This window comes from Hydrogenophaga intermedia, assembly GCF_023715105.1.
GTDB classification, from domain to species: Bacteria; Pseudomonadota; Gammaproteobacteria; order Burkholderiales; family Burkholderiaceae_C; genus Hydrogenophaga; species Hydrogenophaga intermedia_A.
The window spans coordinates 17691-32495 of record NZ_JAMBNO010000015.1; the positions used below are offsets into that span (position 1 = coordinate 17691).

A 14805-nucleotide genomic window follows, 5' to 3' on the forward strand; every position below is an offset into this window, starting at 1 on the left:
TTCGCTTGCCGTGAACCAAAAAATCGATCAACGACTGAGGCTTACGCTGCGCCAGCTGGAGGTGTTCGCGGCCGTTGCACGAGGTGGCACCACGCGGGCCGCCGCTGACGAAATCTCCCGGTCCCAATCAGCCGCGAGCAACGCGCTGGGCGAGCTGGAGTCGGTGCTGGGGGTGCAGTTGTTCGACCGTGTGGGCAAGAAGCTGGTGATCAACGAGAACGGGCGCGCCTTGCTGCCACGTGCGGTCACGGTGCTGGAACAGGCGGCGGACACCGAGATGCTGTTCACAGCCGAGCACGCCGCACCGCTAAGGCTGGCTTCCAGCTACACCGTGGGCGAATACCTTCTGCCGGAACTCATTGCGCAGTGGAAAAGCGATCACCCCCACTGCCGGGTGCTGGTGGATATCGCCAACACGCACGACGTGTTCGAACGCTTGGTGTCGTTTCGCGCCGACATGGGCTTCATCGAGGGAACCCACAGCCATCCCGAACTCACGGTGCGCAAGTGGCGCAACGACGAGATCGTGGTGGTAGCCGCTCCTGACCACCCGTTGGCGGGGCGTCGGGTCAGTGTGCGACAGCTGGCCCAGGCCACGTGGGTACTGCGCGAACCCGGTTCAGGAACGCGTGAGGCCTCCGACCGCTGGCTGATTCCCCATTTGACGCAAATGGAGGTCGAGCTTGAGTTGGGCAGCAACGAGGCGGTCAAGCGTGTGGTGGCTGCGGGGCTGGGTCTGGGCTGCCTGTCGCGGCTTGCGGTGCAGGAAGCGATTGCCGAAGGGTGGCTGGTCGAACTGCGCACCACGCTCCCGGCGATGCAGCGCACCCTGTCCATCGTGCTGCACCGGGCAAAGAAGCTGGGCGAGACCGCCGAGGGCTTCTTGCGCCATTGCATGCGCTCTTGAACAGGCACGCTGCAACGGGCAAGCACAGTCCACCGCGCCGGAATTCGAAGCGCCTTGCGCCGTCGCGGGGGGGCGTTCCGCGATGCTTCTCAAGGCATGGGTCCAGACCGGCGGGCGGGCATCATCTTGGTGCCGAAGGTCGCCCGAAACCAGGTCCCGAACTTGCTTTGATTTTGGATGGCGCTTCTTGCGTTATGCAAAAAACGAAAAATAAGAACCGAAAAATCGATTAGACACACCCTTGTCGCGGGAACATCATCTTTCAAAAGCACCAAATTTTGAAAGTTAACGATGAACCTCTCTCTCTTCCCGCGCATCCGTCTGGGGCATTTCCCCACCCCCCTGGAGCCCATGGGCAACCTCTCGGCGCTGCTCGGCGGGCCGCGCCTGTGGGTCAAGCGCGACGACTGCACTGGCCTTTCCACCGGGGGCAACAAAACCCGCAAGCTGGAGTACCTGATGGCCGAAGCCGTTGCGGCCCGTGCCAACGTGGTCATCACCCAGGGGGCTACGCAGTCCAACCATGCGCGCCAGACTGCTGCGGCGGCTGCCCGCCTGGGGATGAAGTGCCACATCCTGCTGGAAGACCGCACTGGCAGCACCGACCCGGACTACACCGACAACGGCAACGTCTTGTTGGATCGCCTGCACGGCGCCACGGTGGAACGGCGCCCGGGCGGAGCCGACATGCAACGCGAAATGGAACTGGTGGCCGAGAAGCTTCGTGCCGACGGGTTGCGGCCGTATGTCATCCCAGGTGGTGGGTCAAACCCGGTGGGTGCGTTGGGCTACGTGAACGCAGCCTTCGAACTGGTGGCACAAGCCGCTGCGCAGGGCATGAAGATCGACTACCTGGTGCACGCCACCGGCAGCTCGGGCACGCAGGCCGGTCTGGTGGCGGGGCTGCATGCCATCAACAGCGATATCAAGCTGCTGGGCATTGGCGTGCGCGCACCGCGGGACAAGCAGGAAAGCATGGTGCACGACCTGGCCTGCCGCACGGTCGAGCACATGGGTATGCGCGGTGGCGTTCCGCGTGAGTCGGTGGTGGCCAACTGCGACTACGTTGGTCCGGGCTACGGCCTGCCCACGCCGGGCATGCTCGAGGCGGTCGCGCTGCTGGCGCAGACGGAAGGTCTGCTGCTCGACCCTGTGTATTCCGGCAAAGGCATGGCGGGTCTTATCGATCTGATCCGCAAGGGACACTTCCAGCCGAAACACAACGTGGTCTTCCTGCACACCGGCGGGTCGGTTGCACTGTTCGGCTACGGTGAGGCGCTGGGGCTCAAGGCAGCGCAGGTTGGCTGATCGGCCGCTCCCCGCGGGGCGCAGACGATCGGGTTCGGGGTTTGTTCACGGTTCATCAACAGGAGAGATCGAAATGCAAAAGACCACGGCCAGCACGGTGCTGCGCTATTCCCTTGTGGCGGGTGCCGCCGCCGTCATGGCCACCACCGCACATGCACAAACCACATTGCGCTTGTCCACCTATGTGAACGAAGTTGACGTCCGCTACGAAGGCTTCAAGAAGTTCGCCGAGCTGGTGAACACCAAGACCAGCGGCCGGGTGAAGGTGGAGATCTTTGGTTCTTCCACGCTGCACGGCTGGAGCGAGGGCGTGGACGCCATGCAGGGCGGTGTTGCCGACATCAGCTGGGTGTCGGCCGACAAGCGCCTGCCGTGCTACCGGGTCACTTCGCTCTACCCGATGGCGGTGGACATGAAGAAGCAGATCGAGCTGGACGCTGCTTACGCTGTCCTGATTGCCCCGGAGGCCAACAAGGCTGGCTTGGTGCCGCTCATCAACTCCAACTATTCCTACGACCAGGAGTGGTGGTTCAAGAATCCCAATACGGACCTGGCCAAGCTCAATGGCAAGCTGGTGCGCTCCATCGGCCCGATGGTGTCGATGATGATCGAAACCTGGGGTGGCAAGCCGGTCTTCATCGCGCCCAAGGAGGTCTTCCAGTCCGCCGAACGTGGCGTGGTGGACGGCATCAACATGGGTGTGGCCACGTACAGCGCATGGAAGCTTTGGGGCGTGATGCCGCACATGGTTCAGTCCAACCTGTTCTACGGCAACATCCAGTACATGATGAACAAGCGCAAGTTCGACGCGCTGTCCCCGACCGACCAGAAAGCGCTGCAGGCCGCCGCCACCGAATCCGAGGTATGGCTCAAGCCGCGCTACGAGGCCTGGGTGGACGCCAGCATCGCTGACGCCGTCAAGCAAGGCGGTACGGTGACCAAGATCACCGCCGAGAAGCGCAAGGCCCTGCTGGACAGCGTGGTCGGCAAGTGGACCAGCGAGGTGGATGCCGGTTGCGGACCTGAGCTGGCTGGCAAGGTGCGTGCCCTGTTCAAGCAGAACTCGCTCTGAAGCCCATGCTGGCAACGATTGAACGTGGCCTGGAGCGCCTGGCCGTGTGGCTGGCTGCTGCAGGGGCAATCATCATCGTGGTGCAGACCGTCTGGATTTCCTACGGCGTTTTCATGCGTTACGTCGTGGGCAAACCTGACGGCACAGTGACCGAAGCCACCGCCTTGCTGTTGTTTCCTGCCGCCTTGTTGGGACTGGCGTTTGCCTTGCGGGAAGACGCCTACCCCAAGGTGTCGTTCTTGATCGACGCGCTGGGGCCACGCGGTCGACAGCTCATGACGGCAGTCAACCTGGTGCTCATGATCGTCGTGGGGATCTTCTTCTCCATTGCCGGCGTGGAAGCCACTGTCCGCGCCTACGAGTCCGGTACCGCGTCCGAGATTCTTCTGTGGCCGCGCTATCTGTTCTGGGCACCTGGCGCTCTCGCACTGGTGGTGTTCACTGTGTATGCCTGCGTGCGCCTTTTGTCGGTGCTGTCCAGCCCGCTGCGGCCCGCTCCCCAACAACGATAGGGGTTTTTCATGGAGTGGTACCACGTCGGACTGGGGCTGTTGGCGCTGCTGGTCGTCTTCATCGGGATTGGCTTGCCCATTCCTTTTGCGTTGGCCTTGGCCTCCATGCCTTTTCTGCTGCACATCCAGGGGTGGTCCACCGCCCTGGTCAGCACGGAGCTCAAGCTGTGGGGTGTCTGGATCGACTACGTCTTGCTCGCCGTCCCGCTGTTTGTTTTTCTGGGTGAATTGATCGGGCGGTCCAACATCGGGGCCAACCTGTACCAGCTCATGCACCGGGGTGTGCGGGTGAAGGGCTCAGCCGCCTACGGCAGCATCGCGGCTTGCGCCGGTTTTGGCGCGGTTTGTGGCTCGTCGATGGTGGGTTCGCTGACCATCGGCGGCGTGGCTCTGCCCGAGATGACCAAGCTTGGCTACAACAAGCGGCTTTCCAGCGGTGTGCTGGCCGCCGGTGGCACCCTCAGCGTGCTGATCCCTCCCAGCCTGATCCTGCTGTTTTACGGCATCGTCACCGACACGTCGATCGGCGAGCTGTTCATCGCAGGCGTCATCCCCGGTCTGCTGCTGACGCTGTTGTTCGCCGTCACCGTGTTCATCTGGGGGCGCATGCATCCCAGCCACATCCCCGGCGCGGACAACTCACCACGCCCCTCGGTGCGCGAATTCCTGATTGCTTTCGGCCCGATTTTTCTCATCGGACTGGTCATCACCGTTTCGATCTACGCCGGCATTGCCACCCCCACGGAAGCCGCGGCGGTGTCGGCGCTGCTGACCACGATTCTCGCGTTTGCCGTCGGGGGCTTGACCGTGCGAGGCTTCAACGAAGCCTTGTTCGCCACCATGCGCACCATGGGTTACCTGGGTTTGCTGTTGTCGGCGGGCATCCTTTTCGGCTTCGTGCTGACGTACTACCGGGTGCCGCAGGAAGTCAGCGAACTGTTCCTGTCCTACAACCTCAGCCCCGTCATGGTGCTGGCCATGGTGATCGTGTTCTACGTCATTCTGGGCATGTTCCTGGAACCGGTGTCGATGACCTTCATCACCTTGCCCACCATTTATCCTCTCATGCAGGCAGCGGGCTACGACCTGATCTGGTTTGGCATCGTCTACACCATCACCATGGAAATCGCAGTGCTCACACCGCCGGTGGGCTTGAACCTGTATGTCATTCAGGGTATCAGCCGAGGTGCCATCCCCATCGGTGACGTGATCAAGGGCTGCCTGCCGTTCCTGGCCTGCATGGTCTTGCTGATCGCCATGGTGATCGTCATTCCCGGCATTGCCCTGTGGCTGCCTTCGGTCATGAAATGACAGCGAGCGCGATGGCTTCAGAAGCGCTGCACATGGCGCGAGCCGGCAAAGGCGATCCGCTGGTGATGGTGCATGGGTATCTGGGTGGATCCAGCCAGTGGACCGCCGAGCTGCAGGCTCTGGGCGCGCATCTGGACGTGATCGCGCCCGACCTGCCGGGCTTTGGCAAAAGCCGCCACCTCACCTCGCCCGACCGGATCGAGGGGTACGCCAGTGCGGTGCTGCAAGCCCTGGACCAACTGGGCGTGCAGCGCTTCCACCTGCTCGGCCACTCCATGGGCGGCATGATCGTGCAGGAGATGGTTCGCCTGGCGCCAACGCGTGTGGATCGCCTGGTGTTGTACGGCACTGGCCCGCTGGGTTTGCTGCCGGGCCGCTTCGAGACCATGGAGCGGTCGCGCGAACGTTTGGCCGAAGATGGCGTGGACGCCACCGCACGCCGCATCAGCGCGACCTGGCTGTTGCACCGCGAGCAATCGCCTCACGCCCGGGCGCTGGGCGATCTGGCGGCGCAGGCCAGCGCTCAGGCAGCCGAAGCCGGTCTTTGGGCCATGGAGCGTTGGGACGGGCGACCGAACTTGCCCCACATCACCCAGCCAACCCTGATCGTTTGGGGCGATCAGGACCGCAGCTACCAGTGGCCGCAAGTGGAACAGCTGTGGCGGCAGATTCCCAACGCATCGCTCGCGGTGCTTCCGCATTGTTCGCATGCACTACACCTGGAGTACCCCGAGTTGTTCCATCGGTTGGTGGCGGACTTCCTGCTCGGACCTGCCAACCAGCCCATGTAGACGGAGCAGCGCAGGCGCGGGCAATGCCCCGGCGATCGCGAGTGAAGCTGCCTAAACTCGCGTCATCTGTGTGCCGTGTGCGGGGGCTTCCATGGAACTGAAGTGGCTGGACGACTACCTTGCCTTGATCGAGACAGGCTCTTTCTCGGCAGCGGCCGAGAAGCGGCATGTGTCCCAACCCGCGTTTTCGAGGCGTATCCAGCAGCTGGAAGACTGGGCGGGGGTTTCGCTGATCGACCGCTCACGCAAGCCGTTGCGCTTCACGCCGTTGGCCGCAAAGCACGAGGCGGCCTTCCGTAGCCTCGCCACGCAGATCTACGAGTTTCAGGCCACGTTGCGCTCCGACGCCAATCAGACACCCGGTCTTGTGATGGCCGCCCAACACAGTCTGGCCGCCTGGTACCTGCCCACCTTTCTGGAAGAGCTTCGTTCCTTGATGCCCGACCAGCGCTTCAGGATCCGTTCCGAGAATCGTGACGAAAGCGTGGCGCTGCTGGCGCGTGGCCATGCCGACATCCTGCTGACCTACGAAACACGCCAGACCCAAAGCGACGTTCCGCCGCAGCTCGCCACATGCTGCCAACTGGGCGAGGACGCGCTGGTGCTGGTGGCCAGCGCCAGGCTGTGCCAATCGGAAGACTTCACGAACCCCAAGCGGCCCCTGCCGTTACTGTGTTTTCCCCCGGAGAGCTTCTTCGGGCAAGCCATCCGTACCCATGCACTGCCCGAATTGATGCATGCCCGGTTGATCACCATTCAGTGTGTGAGCGAATTCAGTCTGGGTCTGCGGGAAATGGCGCTGATTCATCAGGGCGCCGCGTGGCTACCACGAAACCTGATCGCGCAAGACCTTCAGGAGGGGAAGCTGCGGGAGGTTCAATCGGTGGGCAGTGAGGTACCGCTAAAGATCGTGGCCTATTTTTCGAACCACAGCGGGCGGGCGCTGCAAGGCCTGCTGGCGCAACTCCTTGCCCGGCGAACCTCCCATAGCAAAGCAAACCTGCCCACGCATGCAGAGATCTCACAAACACTGGATTGAGCGTTCGTATGGCAAGCAGAGATGTCGAGAACTGGCACGGCGAACTCTTGCCGGAACTTGTGGCCTCGGCTTCGTTTTCGTCGCTGGGGGATCGAGAGCTGATGGGGTACGGATTCGCACGGTCATGGCCGCCTGCGCTGCCCCCAGATTTCGTAGCGCTGTGTTCTAGAGCCCGGGGAATTGCATCGTAGTGGATGCGGTGGTTTGCGATGTGCCGCCAGCGCGCTGGCGGCACATCGCGGCGAATACGGCCGGCGGCACGTACCCCAAGGTACTGTGTGGCCGGTGGTGGTTGTAGTCCTCGCGCCAGTTGTCGATGACGCTGCGCATGTGGCTCAGGCTGGCAAACCAGTGCTGCGACAGACACTCGTCGCGGAAGCGGCTGTTGAAGCTCTCGATGTAGGCGTTCTGTACCGGCTTGCCCGGCTGGATGAAGCGCAGCTCCACCCCGTTTCTGGCCGCCCAGGCCTGCATCGTGCGTCCCGCGAACTCCGGACCGTTGTCGGTCCGGATCACCTTGGGCAGGCCTCGCTGGGCTGCCACCTGATCGAGCACGCGCGCAACGTACAGCGCCGGGATTGAGGTGTCCACGGCGATCTGCACGACCTCCTTGCTGCAGTCATCGACCACCGTCAGCGTCTTTACCCGTCGGCCGTTGGCCAGCTCGTCAAACACGAAGTCCATGCTCCACACCTCGTTGGGTTGCGTGGGGCGTACCAAGGGCTGCCTCTCGGGCACGGGCAGCTTCTTGCGCCGGCGCTTGCGCACCATCAGACCTTCCTCGCGGTAGATCCGGTAGGTGCGCTTGACGTTGATGGCCCAGCCGTCGAATCGCAGACGGTTGTGCAGCATGCGGTAGCCGTGGCGGCGGTGCTGGCCGGCGAGCTGCGTCAGGCGCTCGCGCAGCTCGCCATTGCCGTCGTCGCGGGGTTGGTAGCGCAGGGTGCTGGCGCTCATGCCCACCAGCCGCAGCGCCTGGCGTTCGCTCAGGCCCAGCTCCTGCAACTGCCGAACGACCTCCCGACGGGCCGCCACGGCCTTTACTTTCCCTTGAGTACCTCGCGCATCGCGTCGATCTCAAGCATTGAGTTGGCCAGCAGCTTCTTGAGCTTGGTGTTCTCGGCTTCCAGCGACTTCAGCCGCTGTGCGTCCGAGACGTTCATGCCACCGAACTTGGCCTTCCAGGCGTAGTAACTCGGTTCGCTGAAACCGTGTTTCCTGCACAGCTCCTTGACTGGCAGCCCGGCATCGGCTTCGCGCAGGAAGCCAATGATCTGTTCCTCGGTGTATCGCTTCTTCATCGGTCCGATCTCCTTCTCGGGTTGATCGGACTCTAGACCTACGCGCTACAGATATCGGGAGGCAGCGCACGCCGATGTCATCGGCACTTGCCCGGACGGTCGGCGGAGAGTCTCGCCATTTTTGAGCCCCGAAAGTCCGACCTGGGTTGCCCAAGGGTCGCATCGGGATGAAAACAAGACTGAACTGGATCGGGCCCGCTTGTTGTAGCGGGATGACATTGGTTCTCCATCGTGGCGGCGCATCTGTCCCGAGGCGTCGTGATTGATCAGCAGCCGATGCCGGGGAGTACCTTGATTTACCGGGGAAAGCGACCGCAAACGCACACGGCGCAAGCCGCATAAACGTCGACAACCAGCACAGCCCGGTGTATGTACACAGCAAGATTCGGCGGCTCATGACCCAGGTCGCCCGCTCAGATCTTGCCTCCGAAACCAACAAGATCAAGCATTTGCTTGTCAATGAGGCCCTCGGGAACAAGGGCCTTATTTGGTCTGTGTCGGACCCCAGCCCTGACACGCTCTTGCGCAATTAAGCGAAAGGCAGCGCAACTTGCCTGGCGCGCGAACAGCGCCTGGGCTGCAGCATCGGCGCCCAGGCATCTGTTCCAGGGGTCAGCCATGTCAGACAGCGCAACAAGCACCGAATCCGGCGGCGACGGCCATGGGCCTTTCCGCTGTCCGGACGCCGATGCAGGGCTTTGGGCGAGGGGGCCCACAAGCGGCCTCACCGCCAAGGTCGTGGCGTTCATCGAACTGGTCCTCACACTGGTGTTTCTGCCCGTTGCGGCCGCAGGGATCGTCGGGCTCGCCGCCTGTGGCCTGGGCCTGGCCGAACCATCGGTCTTCTTTCGGGTCTGGCTGTTGCTGAGCGTGTGCGCGGCCCCGCTCGCGGGCGCCCTGCATCACAGGCTGGCGCCCTTGTTCCAGCTGTGCTGAATCCGCGGCAATGCCGCGAGCGTGCGGTCAAGGGTGGTGCCGCGACAGCTGCTGACGAAAAGCACTGGGACTCACGCCCACCGCTTTGCGGAACGCGGTCGCGAAGTGGCTCGCGCTGTTGAAGCCGGTATCGAAGGCCACATCGCCGATGGAGACGGACTCGTTGGCGAGCAGGCGTTGCGCGGTCTCGATCCGCTTGGCGATGAGCCACTGGTAAGGCGTGGTTCCGACACTTTCCTTGAACGCCCGGCAGAAATGGTATGGCGACAGCCCGGCCTGACTCGCCAACCGCTCCAGGGTGATGTCCTCCGTCAGGTGGGCCTGCATGTAGTCGGTGCAGACGGACAGTTTGTGGGGTGACAGGCGGCCAGCACCCGACCGCGAGGCCGTCGCGAACCGTTTGGCTGCACTCGAATGGCGGCACACGAGTGCGACCGCCACCTTGAGCATCAACGTCTCCAGCCGTACACGATGCAGCGCCTGGGGTGAGCGCATCTCGCGCAGGATGTGATTTCCCAACAAGGCCATGCCGGGGTCGGTGGCGCAGTGCGGGTCGAGCAACTCGATCTCGCTCGATCCGCCGTGACACGCGTCGTCCATCACCCTTGCCACGAAACGGCGCGACACGTAGAGGTGCAGCAGACTGAAGCTGCCCATGTGGTGCGCCCAGGGTTTGACGCCGGCCTGCATGATCTGCACAGCGCCCGCACGAACAGGGCCACGAACGACCGTCGCGGCGCCCTTGCGTGCTTCGACCTCGAAATCGTTCTGTGCGATCGAGATCACGTGCCAGTGCGGATCGGGCTCGGCCGTCACTTCGTGCGAGCCGCCGCGGGGCTGGTGCCACAGCGCCGCGCCGAACCCGTCTTGCTCCGTGCCTTCCCACGCAAAGGCGGGCTGCATCTGCCAGCCGTGGCGCATGTTGGCCAGGATCGGGCTGGCCTTGCTGCCGACAGTGAATTCCATTCGGGACTCGATCATCGCGGTCTCCGATCGAAAGGTGTGCGCAATGCTAGGCCTCGCAGCCGTCACAAGCAATGCTGATTTCGGCCGTCGTTTCAAGAACCGCAATTTTTCGCAAGCGCTGCCGCGCCCACGGTCGAACAATTCCTCCCGATCCACGTGGGATGGCCCCGCACCAGGGTGGTGCCCGCATCAACCATCGACCAGAGGTTCCCGATGACACGTTTCCAACACTTCGCAGGCGCCGCCGAGCGCACCTTCGCCTTCATTGGATTGGCGCTGTCGACGGCCATCGTGGCGGGCCTTCTGGCCGACGTGCGCTCGTTCGACCGGACATCGGGCGGTGAGACGCCGCCCTACACCGACTACCGGGGAACGCCCATGGAATGGTCGGTGCTCGACACCACCGCAGCGGGCATGGTGGCCCGCGGCCATGTGGTCGACGTCCTCGTTGACTGCACCAGCGGGATGATGACGTTTCAGGCCGCCGGGATCACCGTACCGTTTCGCGTCTTTTCCGAACGGGCTCTGGCGATCCACAAGCCGCGCGAGGCATGCCGCGCGCGTGGCTTCGTGCCCGCCTTCTAGCGTGCTCTGCCGCGATCCGCTGGCCGTCCACGTGGATCAGGGCGCAGCCCGCTCGCGCGCGAAGCGAACCAGCGTCGCGCCGGGCACCGCGTGTGCCAGCGACGGCATGACCAGCCAGCAACGATCGTAGGGTGTGAGCACCGGTTCATCGCCCGACCAACCGATCAGCGTGCCTGCCTGCTCGACCACCTCGCCGCAGCGCCAGGGTGCGGCGAATCGGGGCGCTGCCCCGGGCGCGACCGTCACCGCGTGCGTGACGTCGAGCAGCGGAGTGGCATCGGTGATCTCCTCCTGCCACCACGACGTTGGCAGATCGGACCGATCGAGCGTGCCCGCGTGGACGAGAAAGCGCGCCAGTGCATCGCGGGCCACGTCGACCGCGCTTTGCGCGCCGTGGTAGCCGCATTCGAGCAGCAAGGCGAAGGCATCGGTTGCCATCGGGTTGCCGTAGCGGCCATGGTCGCGCATCCGCACCCCGGCGCGGTGCCCCTGATCGGCCACGCAGAGCGCAGACAGACCCAGCGCGCGCGCCTGCTCGGCCTGATGCGGCAGTGGCCCGACCAACGCCAGCGGCGGGCCGGGTTCGTGCATGGAATGCAGGTCGAGCAGCCAGTCGCTGGCTTCCACGTGCGGCAGCAGTTCGAGCACACGCCGGTGCTCGACACCCTGCGCCGGGACATCACGGCGCCACGGCAATTCGCCCCACAGGCGGTTCATGTCGGTGTGCACATAGCGTGAGGCGTGGGGATCGCCCGGATCAAACCGGTCGAAGGCGTCCAGGTTGGCGAAGGCCAGACTGAGCGTTCCACGTCGCGGGCGTACACCGGTGGCGAGCAGATCGCGCAGTGCCCAGGCGCCGCAGAGCTCGTTGCCGTGAATCAGTGCCGTCAACAGCACGTGGCGGCCTGGCGCGGTGGCGGTGAAGCGCCACACGCCGGCGGTGCCCGTGTTGCCCGTGCGCCAGGGCCCGAGGTCCGGGGGCTCGATCTCGAAAACCGCGGGCTTCACAGTCGGATGTTGGCCTGTTGCACGATGCGGCGGTACTTCTCGATCTCCGTCGCCTGGAAGCTGGCCAGTGCGGTGCTGCCGTCCGCGATGGTGGAGCCGGACGCCACGAGCTTGCGCACCAGCTCCGGCGCCTTCAGCGATTCGAGCAGCGCGGCCTGCAGCCGCTGACCAACCGCCGCGGGCATTCCGGCCGGGCCCCAGAGCCCGAACCAGGTGCCGATGTCCACGTTGCGCAATTGGGGCGCCTCCGAGAGAGCGGGAATGTCGGGTGTGACGGCGGAGCGCTGTCGCTCGGTGACCCCAAGCGCGAACACCTTGCCGGCAGCGATGTGTGGCAGTGCACTGGACAGCACGAACACGCCGTACTCGAGTTGCCCGCCCATCAGGTCGGTGGCAAGCGGCCCCACGCCCCGGTAGGGGATGTGCACGATGAAAAGGCCCGCGGACTGCTTGACCATCTCGCCCGCCAGGTTCAATGCCGTGCCCACGCCCGAGGAGCCGTAGCTGTACTTGCCCGGTGCTTGTTTGACCTTGGCAATGAACGACGGCACATCGCGTGTGCCGGTGTGCGAACCCGCCACCAGCACCATGGGCTGCGAGGCCACCAGCCCGATGGGCGTGAACTGCTTGAGCGGGTCGTAGCGCAGGGCGGGGTTCACGAGGCCGGCGATGGCCATTTCGTTGTTGCTGCCCAGCAGCAAGGTGTGGCCGTCGGCCTGTACCTGCGCCACGCGCTGTGCGCCCAGAGCACCCCCGGCGCCACCCACGTTCTCGATCACCACCGGCTGGCCCAGCACGCGGGCGAGTTGTTCGCCCAGCACGCGCGCGGTCAGGTCGGTGCTGCCGCCGGGGGGGTAGCCGACCACCAGCGTGATGGGCCGGCTCGGGAACGTGCTGCCCTGCGCCAGCAGCGGCGAGCAGGTGCTGGCGGCTGCAGCACCCGCGGCCAGCAGGACGACACGACGACGGACGTTGACGGATTGCATGGGGTTCTCCTGGACGGCTTCAAGCGAGCCGATGGAGCCGGACTCTAGGCGGCACATGCATGCCGTCGGTGCCGATCCGGCACCGAGCGGTGCCAATGACTGACATCACCGGTTGCTCATGTCCCAGGCCGCTTCGATCAGCCCCGACTGGCGTGCGCGGTGCCGGTAAAGGCGCACCTCGAAGTGGATCTGATCCCCACGACCACCGAGTACCTTGAGCAGACCGGCCTTGACCGCCGCCGACGCCAGCGAATGGGGAAGCCATGCCATGCCGAGCCCTTTGATGGCCAGCTCCAGCACGGCATCGGCCGAATCGCACAGGATGGCCGGCGGCGGCTGCTGCCCGGGCCGGGTCGCGCCAAGGTGGTCGTTCAGCAGCCGCCCGAGCGTGAGCGAGGGCGCATAGCCGATCCACTCCGGGTCGAAGAGGCTGTGGCGCACGCGCCCGGCCGCGTCCACGCGGGCGACCGGCATGAGCCGGTCGTTGGCCAGCGTGACGTGGCGAAAGCGCTGACCCGTCAGCGGGTTCGACAGCGCGGGGTGTTCGTAGCAGATGAGGAAGTCCACCTCGCCGCGCTCGAAGGCGGCGGAGATCTCTGCCATCGCGCGGGTGTGGATCTGCACGCGCGCGCCGCGGATCGTGCTGCGCAGGCGGCCCAGCCAGTCCGCCACCAGCGTGCGGGCCAGGGTGCGGCCAGTGCCGATGCGCAGAAGACCCGCACCCTCCTGGTCCGTGCCGTGCAGATCGCGCCACCCCTGGCGCAGGTGCAGCAAGCCCTCCAGCAGCGGCGAGGATTGCTCCAGCAGTTCGCGGCCCTGCGCGGTCAGGCGAACGGGTGGTCGGCCCCGTGTGACCAGGGGCAGACCCGCCCAATCCTCCAGCGCGCGGATGCGGCGACCGAACGCCGGGTGGGTGACATGCCGCTCCTCGGCGGCCTTGACGAAGCTGCCGCAGCGAGCCAGTGCGGCCAGGTCTTCCAGCAGTTTCAGATCCATGCGTGTTCGCCCCTGATGACCCTGCGTGTGTCGACCTGCGAATGTGCCCTGTGCCCGGCCGCAGGGCTAGGTGTTGAGTTGCAATAGGTTATTCCCACCGAGGCGGGAAGCCGGAGGGCGATGACCGAGGGCCGAATGAGGCCTGCGGGTGTTGTAGTAGCTCAAGAAGGATGGAAGCCAGGCGGTGCGCTCTGAGCTGTGCTGCCACGTTCTGCCGTAGGCCCATTCGCGCAGGCAGGTCTGGATGAATCGCTCGGCCTTGCCGTTGGTCTGCGGTCGGTAGGGCTGAGTGAAGCAGTGCTTGATACCCAGGGCCTGGCAGGTCTTGGCGAACAGGCGCGAGCGGTAGGCCGAGCCGTTGTCGGTCAGCAAGCGCTCGATGCGCACGCCCAGCGCCGCGTAGTGAGCGACGGCGGCTTGCAGGAAGTCCACCGCCGAGGCCTTGCGCTCATCGGCATGCATCTGCACGAAGCCCACCCGGCTGTGGTCATCAATGGCCACGTGGGCGAACTCCCAGCCTGCGCCATCGACCGAGTCGCGGCGGTTGCCGGTGACGCGGTGGCTGGGGCGCTCGATGCGCCCGAGCTTCTTGGTGTCCATGTGCAGCATGGCCCCGGGCGTGTCGTGTTCGTAGCGAACCACGGGCACAGCTGGCTGCAACGCTTTCAGGCTGGAGAGGCCCAGCCTGGCCAGCCAGCGGCTGATGGTGGCCACGCTGCGCCCGACCACAGCGGCGATGCGGTGCATGGGCATGCGGCTGCGTCGCAGCTGCTCGATGCGCTGGCCCAGCGCCTCATCGATGGTGCTGCGCGTCTTGGCAGGCCGGGAGCTGCTGTCCATGAGGGCATCGAGTCCGCCAGCTTCGAAACGACGGCGCCACTTGCGGGCAGTCCGAACGCTGATGCCTGCGGCCTCGGCCGCTGGCATCAGCCCCATGACGGCGATGCGCTCGATGAGCAATTTGCGTCCTTCAAACGTCAATCTGGCATTCTTGTGGCTGTTCATCCGACGGGTTTCCTCTGTGAGTGCTGAAGCGTGGTAACTCCAGTCTCCCAGATGCCGTCGGGTGAACAACCTATTGCAACAT

15 protein-coding genes are annotated in these 14805 nt (G+C 64.7%); 9 read left to right on the forward strand and 6 right to left on the reverse strand.

Translation table 11 applies throughout. The features are described 5' to 3' along the window. Window positions 1-10: 10 nt before the first annotated feature. The 7 genes from M3149_RS14930 (at window position 11) to M3149_RS14960 (ending at window position 6940) form a co-directional block, all read left to right on the forward strand. A complete protein-coding gene (locus M3149_RS14930; RefSeq protein ID WP_251710339.1) occupies window positions 11-907 on the forward strand; it encodes a LysR family transcriptional regulator in 897 nt (298 codons plus the stop codon). Between the two features lie 291 nt (window positions 908-1198). After that, window positions 1199-2215 carry a D-cysteine desulfhydrase gene (locus M3149_RS14935; protein ID WP_251710340.1) on the forward strand — a complete coding sequence of 339 codons (1017 nt, stop codon included), beginning with the start codon at window positions 1199-1201 and terminating at the stop codon, window positions 2213-2215. Window positions 2216-2288: 73 nt separating this feature from the next. After that, the gene (dctP, locus tag M3149_RS14940) at window positions 2289-3287 is read left to right on the forward strand and encodes a TRAP transporter substrate-binding protein DctP (protein ID WP_251710341.1); all 999 of its coding nucleotides are present in this window, start codon (window positions 2289-2291) and stop codon (window positions 3285-3287) included. Between the two features lie 5 nt (window positions 3288-3292). Beyond that, window positions 3293-3799: a TRAP transporter small permease gene (locus M3149_RS14945; protein WP_251710342.1), complete on the forward strand. Its 507-nt coding sequence runs from the start codon at window positions 3293-3295 to the stop codon at window positions 3797-3799. A 9-nt stretch (window positions 3800-3808) separates the two neighbouring features. Next, window positions 3809-5110 (forward strand): TRAP transporter large permease, encoded by a 1302-nt coding sequence (locus M3149_RS14950; RefSeq protein WP_251710343.1) that lies wholly within the window; start codon window positions 3809-3811, stop codon window positions 5108-5110. A 32-nt stretch (window positions 5111-5142) separates the two neighbouring features. Beyond that, entirely contained in the window at window positions 5143-5901 is a 759-nt protein-coding gene (locus tag M3149_RS14955; protein WP_251710344.1) for an alpha/beta fold hydrolase, read from the forward strand. Window positions 5902-5992: 91 nt separating this feature from the next. Continuing rightward, on the forward strand, window positions 5993-6940 hold the full coding sequence (locus M3149_RS14960; RefSeq protein ID WP_251710345.1) for a LysR family transcriptional regulator: 948 nt from the start codon (window positions 5993-5995) through the stop codon (window positions 6938-6940). A gap of 165 nt (window positions 6941-7105) precedes the next feature. Here the strand turns inward: M3149_RS14960 and M3149_RS14965 are convergent. After that, a protein-coding gene (locus tag M3149_RS14965) for an IS3 family transposase (protein ID WP_251710346.1) occupies window positions 7106-8241 on the reverse strand; the annotation gives its coding sequence in 2 pieces (ribosomal slippage) (window positions 7106-7989 and window positions 7989-8241; 1137 coding nt in all). A 738-nt stretch (window positions 8242-8979) separates the two neighbouring features. Here M3149_RS14965 and M3149_RS14970 point away from each other — a divergent pair. Beyond that, window positions 8980-9177, forward strand: coding sequence for a hypothetical protein (locus M3149_RS14970; RefSeq protein ID WP_251710347.1), 198 nt, complete (start codon window positions 8980-8982; stop codon window positions 9175-9177). A 27-nt stretch (window positions 9178-9204) separates the two neighbouring features. On the opposite strand, the gene M3149_RS14975 is transcribed toward M3149_RS14970, so the two are convergent. Further along, window positions 9205-10158 carry a helix-turn-helix transcriptional regulator gene (locus M3149_RS14975; protein WP_251710348.1) on the reverse strand — a complete coding sequence of 318 codons (954 nt, stop codon included), beginning with the start codon at window positions 10156-10158 and terminating at the stop codon, window positions 9205-9207. A 198-nt stretch (window positions 10159-10356) separates the two neighbouring features. Between M3149_RS14975 and M3149_RS14980 the strand changes: the two genes are divergently transcribed. After that, a complete protein-coding gene (locus M3149_RS14980; protein WP_251710349.1) occupies window positions 10357-10728 on the forward strand; it encodes a hypothetical protein in 372 nt (123 codons plus the stop codon). 36 nt (window positions 10729-10764) lie between these two features. On the opposite strand, the gene M3149_RS14985 is transcribed toward M3149_RS14980, so the two are convergent. From M3149_RS14985 to M3149_RS15000, 4 genes are all read right to left on the reverse strand, one after another. Continuing rightward, complete coding sequence (locus tag M3149_RS14985) at window positions 10765-11736, reverse strand: succinylglutamate desuccinylase/aspartoacylase domain-containing protein (protein WP_251710350.1); 972 nt, start codon at window positions 11734-11736, stop codon at window positions 10765-10767. Continuing rightward, window positions 11733-12722 (reverse strand): Bug family tripartite tricarboxylate transporter substrate binding protein, encoded by a 990-nt coding sequence (locus M3149_RS14990; protein ID WP_251710351.1) that lies wholly within the window; start codon window positions 12720-12722, stop codon window positions 11733-11735. The genes M3149_RS14985 and M3149_RS14990 overlap by 4 nt, the downstream gene beginning before the upstream one ends. A gap of 105 nt (window positions 12723-12827) precedes the next feature. Further along, window positions 12828-13718: a LysR family transcriptional regulator gene (locus M3149_RS14995; RefSeq protein ID WP_251710352.1), complete on the reverse strand. Its 891-nt coding sequence runs from the start codon at window positions 13716-13718 to the stop codon at window positions 12828-12830. A gap of 66 nt (window positions 13719-13784) precedes the next feature. Then, window positions 13785-14723 (reverse strand): IS481 family transposase, encoded by a 939-nt coding sequence (locus M3149_RS15000; protein ID WP_251710353.1) that lies wholly within the window; start codon window positions 14721-14723, stop codon window positions 13785-13787. Between the last annotated feature and the right edge of the window lie 82 nt (window positions 14724-14805).

Coding starts and splice junctions, on each gene's coding strand:
- M3149_RS14935 (WP_251710340.1), top strand. CDS start 1,199: ATGAACCTCTCTCTCTTCCCGCGCATCCGTCTGGGGCATTTCCCCACC.
- dctP (WP_251710341.1), top strand. CDS start 2,289: ATGCAAAAGACCACGGCCAGCACGGTGCTGCGCTATTCCCTTGTGGCG.
- M3149_RS14945 (WP_251710342.1), top strand. CDS start 3,293: ATGCTGGCAACGATTGAACGTGGCCTGGAGCGCCTGGCCGTGTGGCTG.
- M3149_RS14950 (WP_251710343.1), top strand. CDS start 3,809: ATGGAGTGGTACCACGTCGGACTGGGGCTGTTGGCGCTGCTGGTCGTC.
- M3149_RS14955 (WP_251710344.1), top strand. CDS start 5,143: ATGGCGCGAGCCGGCAAAGGCGATCCGCTGGTGATGGTGCATGGGTAT.
- M3149_RS14960 (WP_251710345.1), top strand. CDS start 5,993: ATGGAACTGAAGTGGCTGGACGACTACCTTGCCTTGATCGAGACAGGC.
- M3149_RS14975 (WP_251710348.1), bottom strand. CDS start 10,158: ATGATCGAGTCCCGAATGGAATTCACTGTCGGCAGCAAGGCCAGCCCG.
- M3149_RS14980 (WP_251710349.1), top strand. CDS start 10,357: ATGACACGTTTCCAACACTTCGCAGGCGCCGCCGAGCGCACCTTCGCC.
- M3149_RS14990 (WP_251710351.1), bottom strand. CDS start 12,722: ATGCAATCCGTCAACGTCCGTCGTCGTGTCGTCCTGCTGGCCGCGGGT.
- M3149_RS14995 (WP_251710352.1), bottom strand. CDS start 13,718: ATGGATCTGAAACTGCTGGAAGACCTGGCCGCACTGGCTCGCTGCGGC.
- M3149_RS15000 (WP_251710353.1), bottom strand. CDS start 14,723: ATGAACAGCCACAAGAATGCCAGATTGACGTTTGAAGGACGCAAATTG.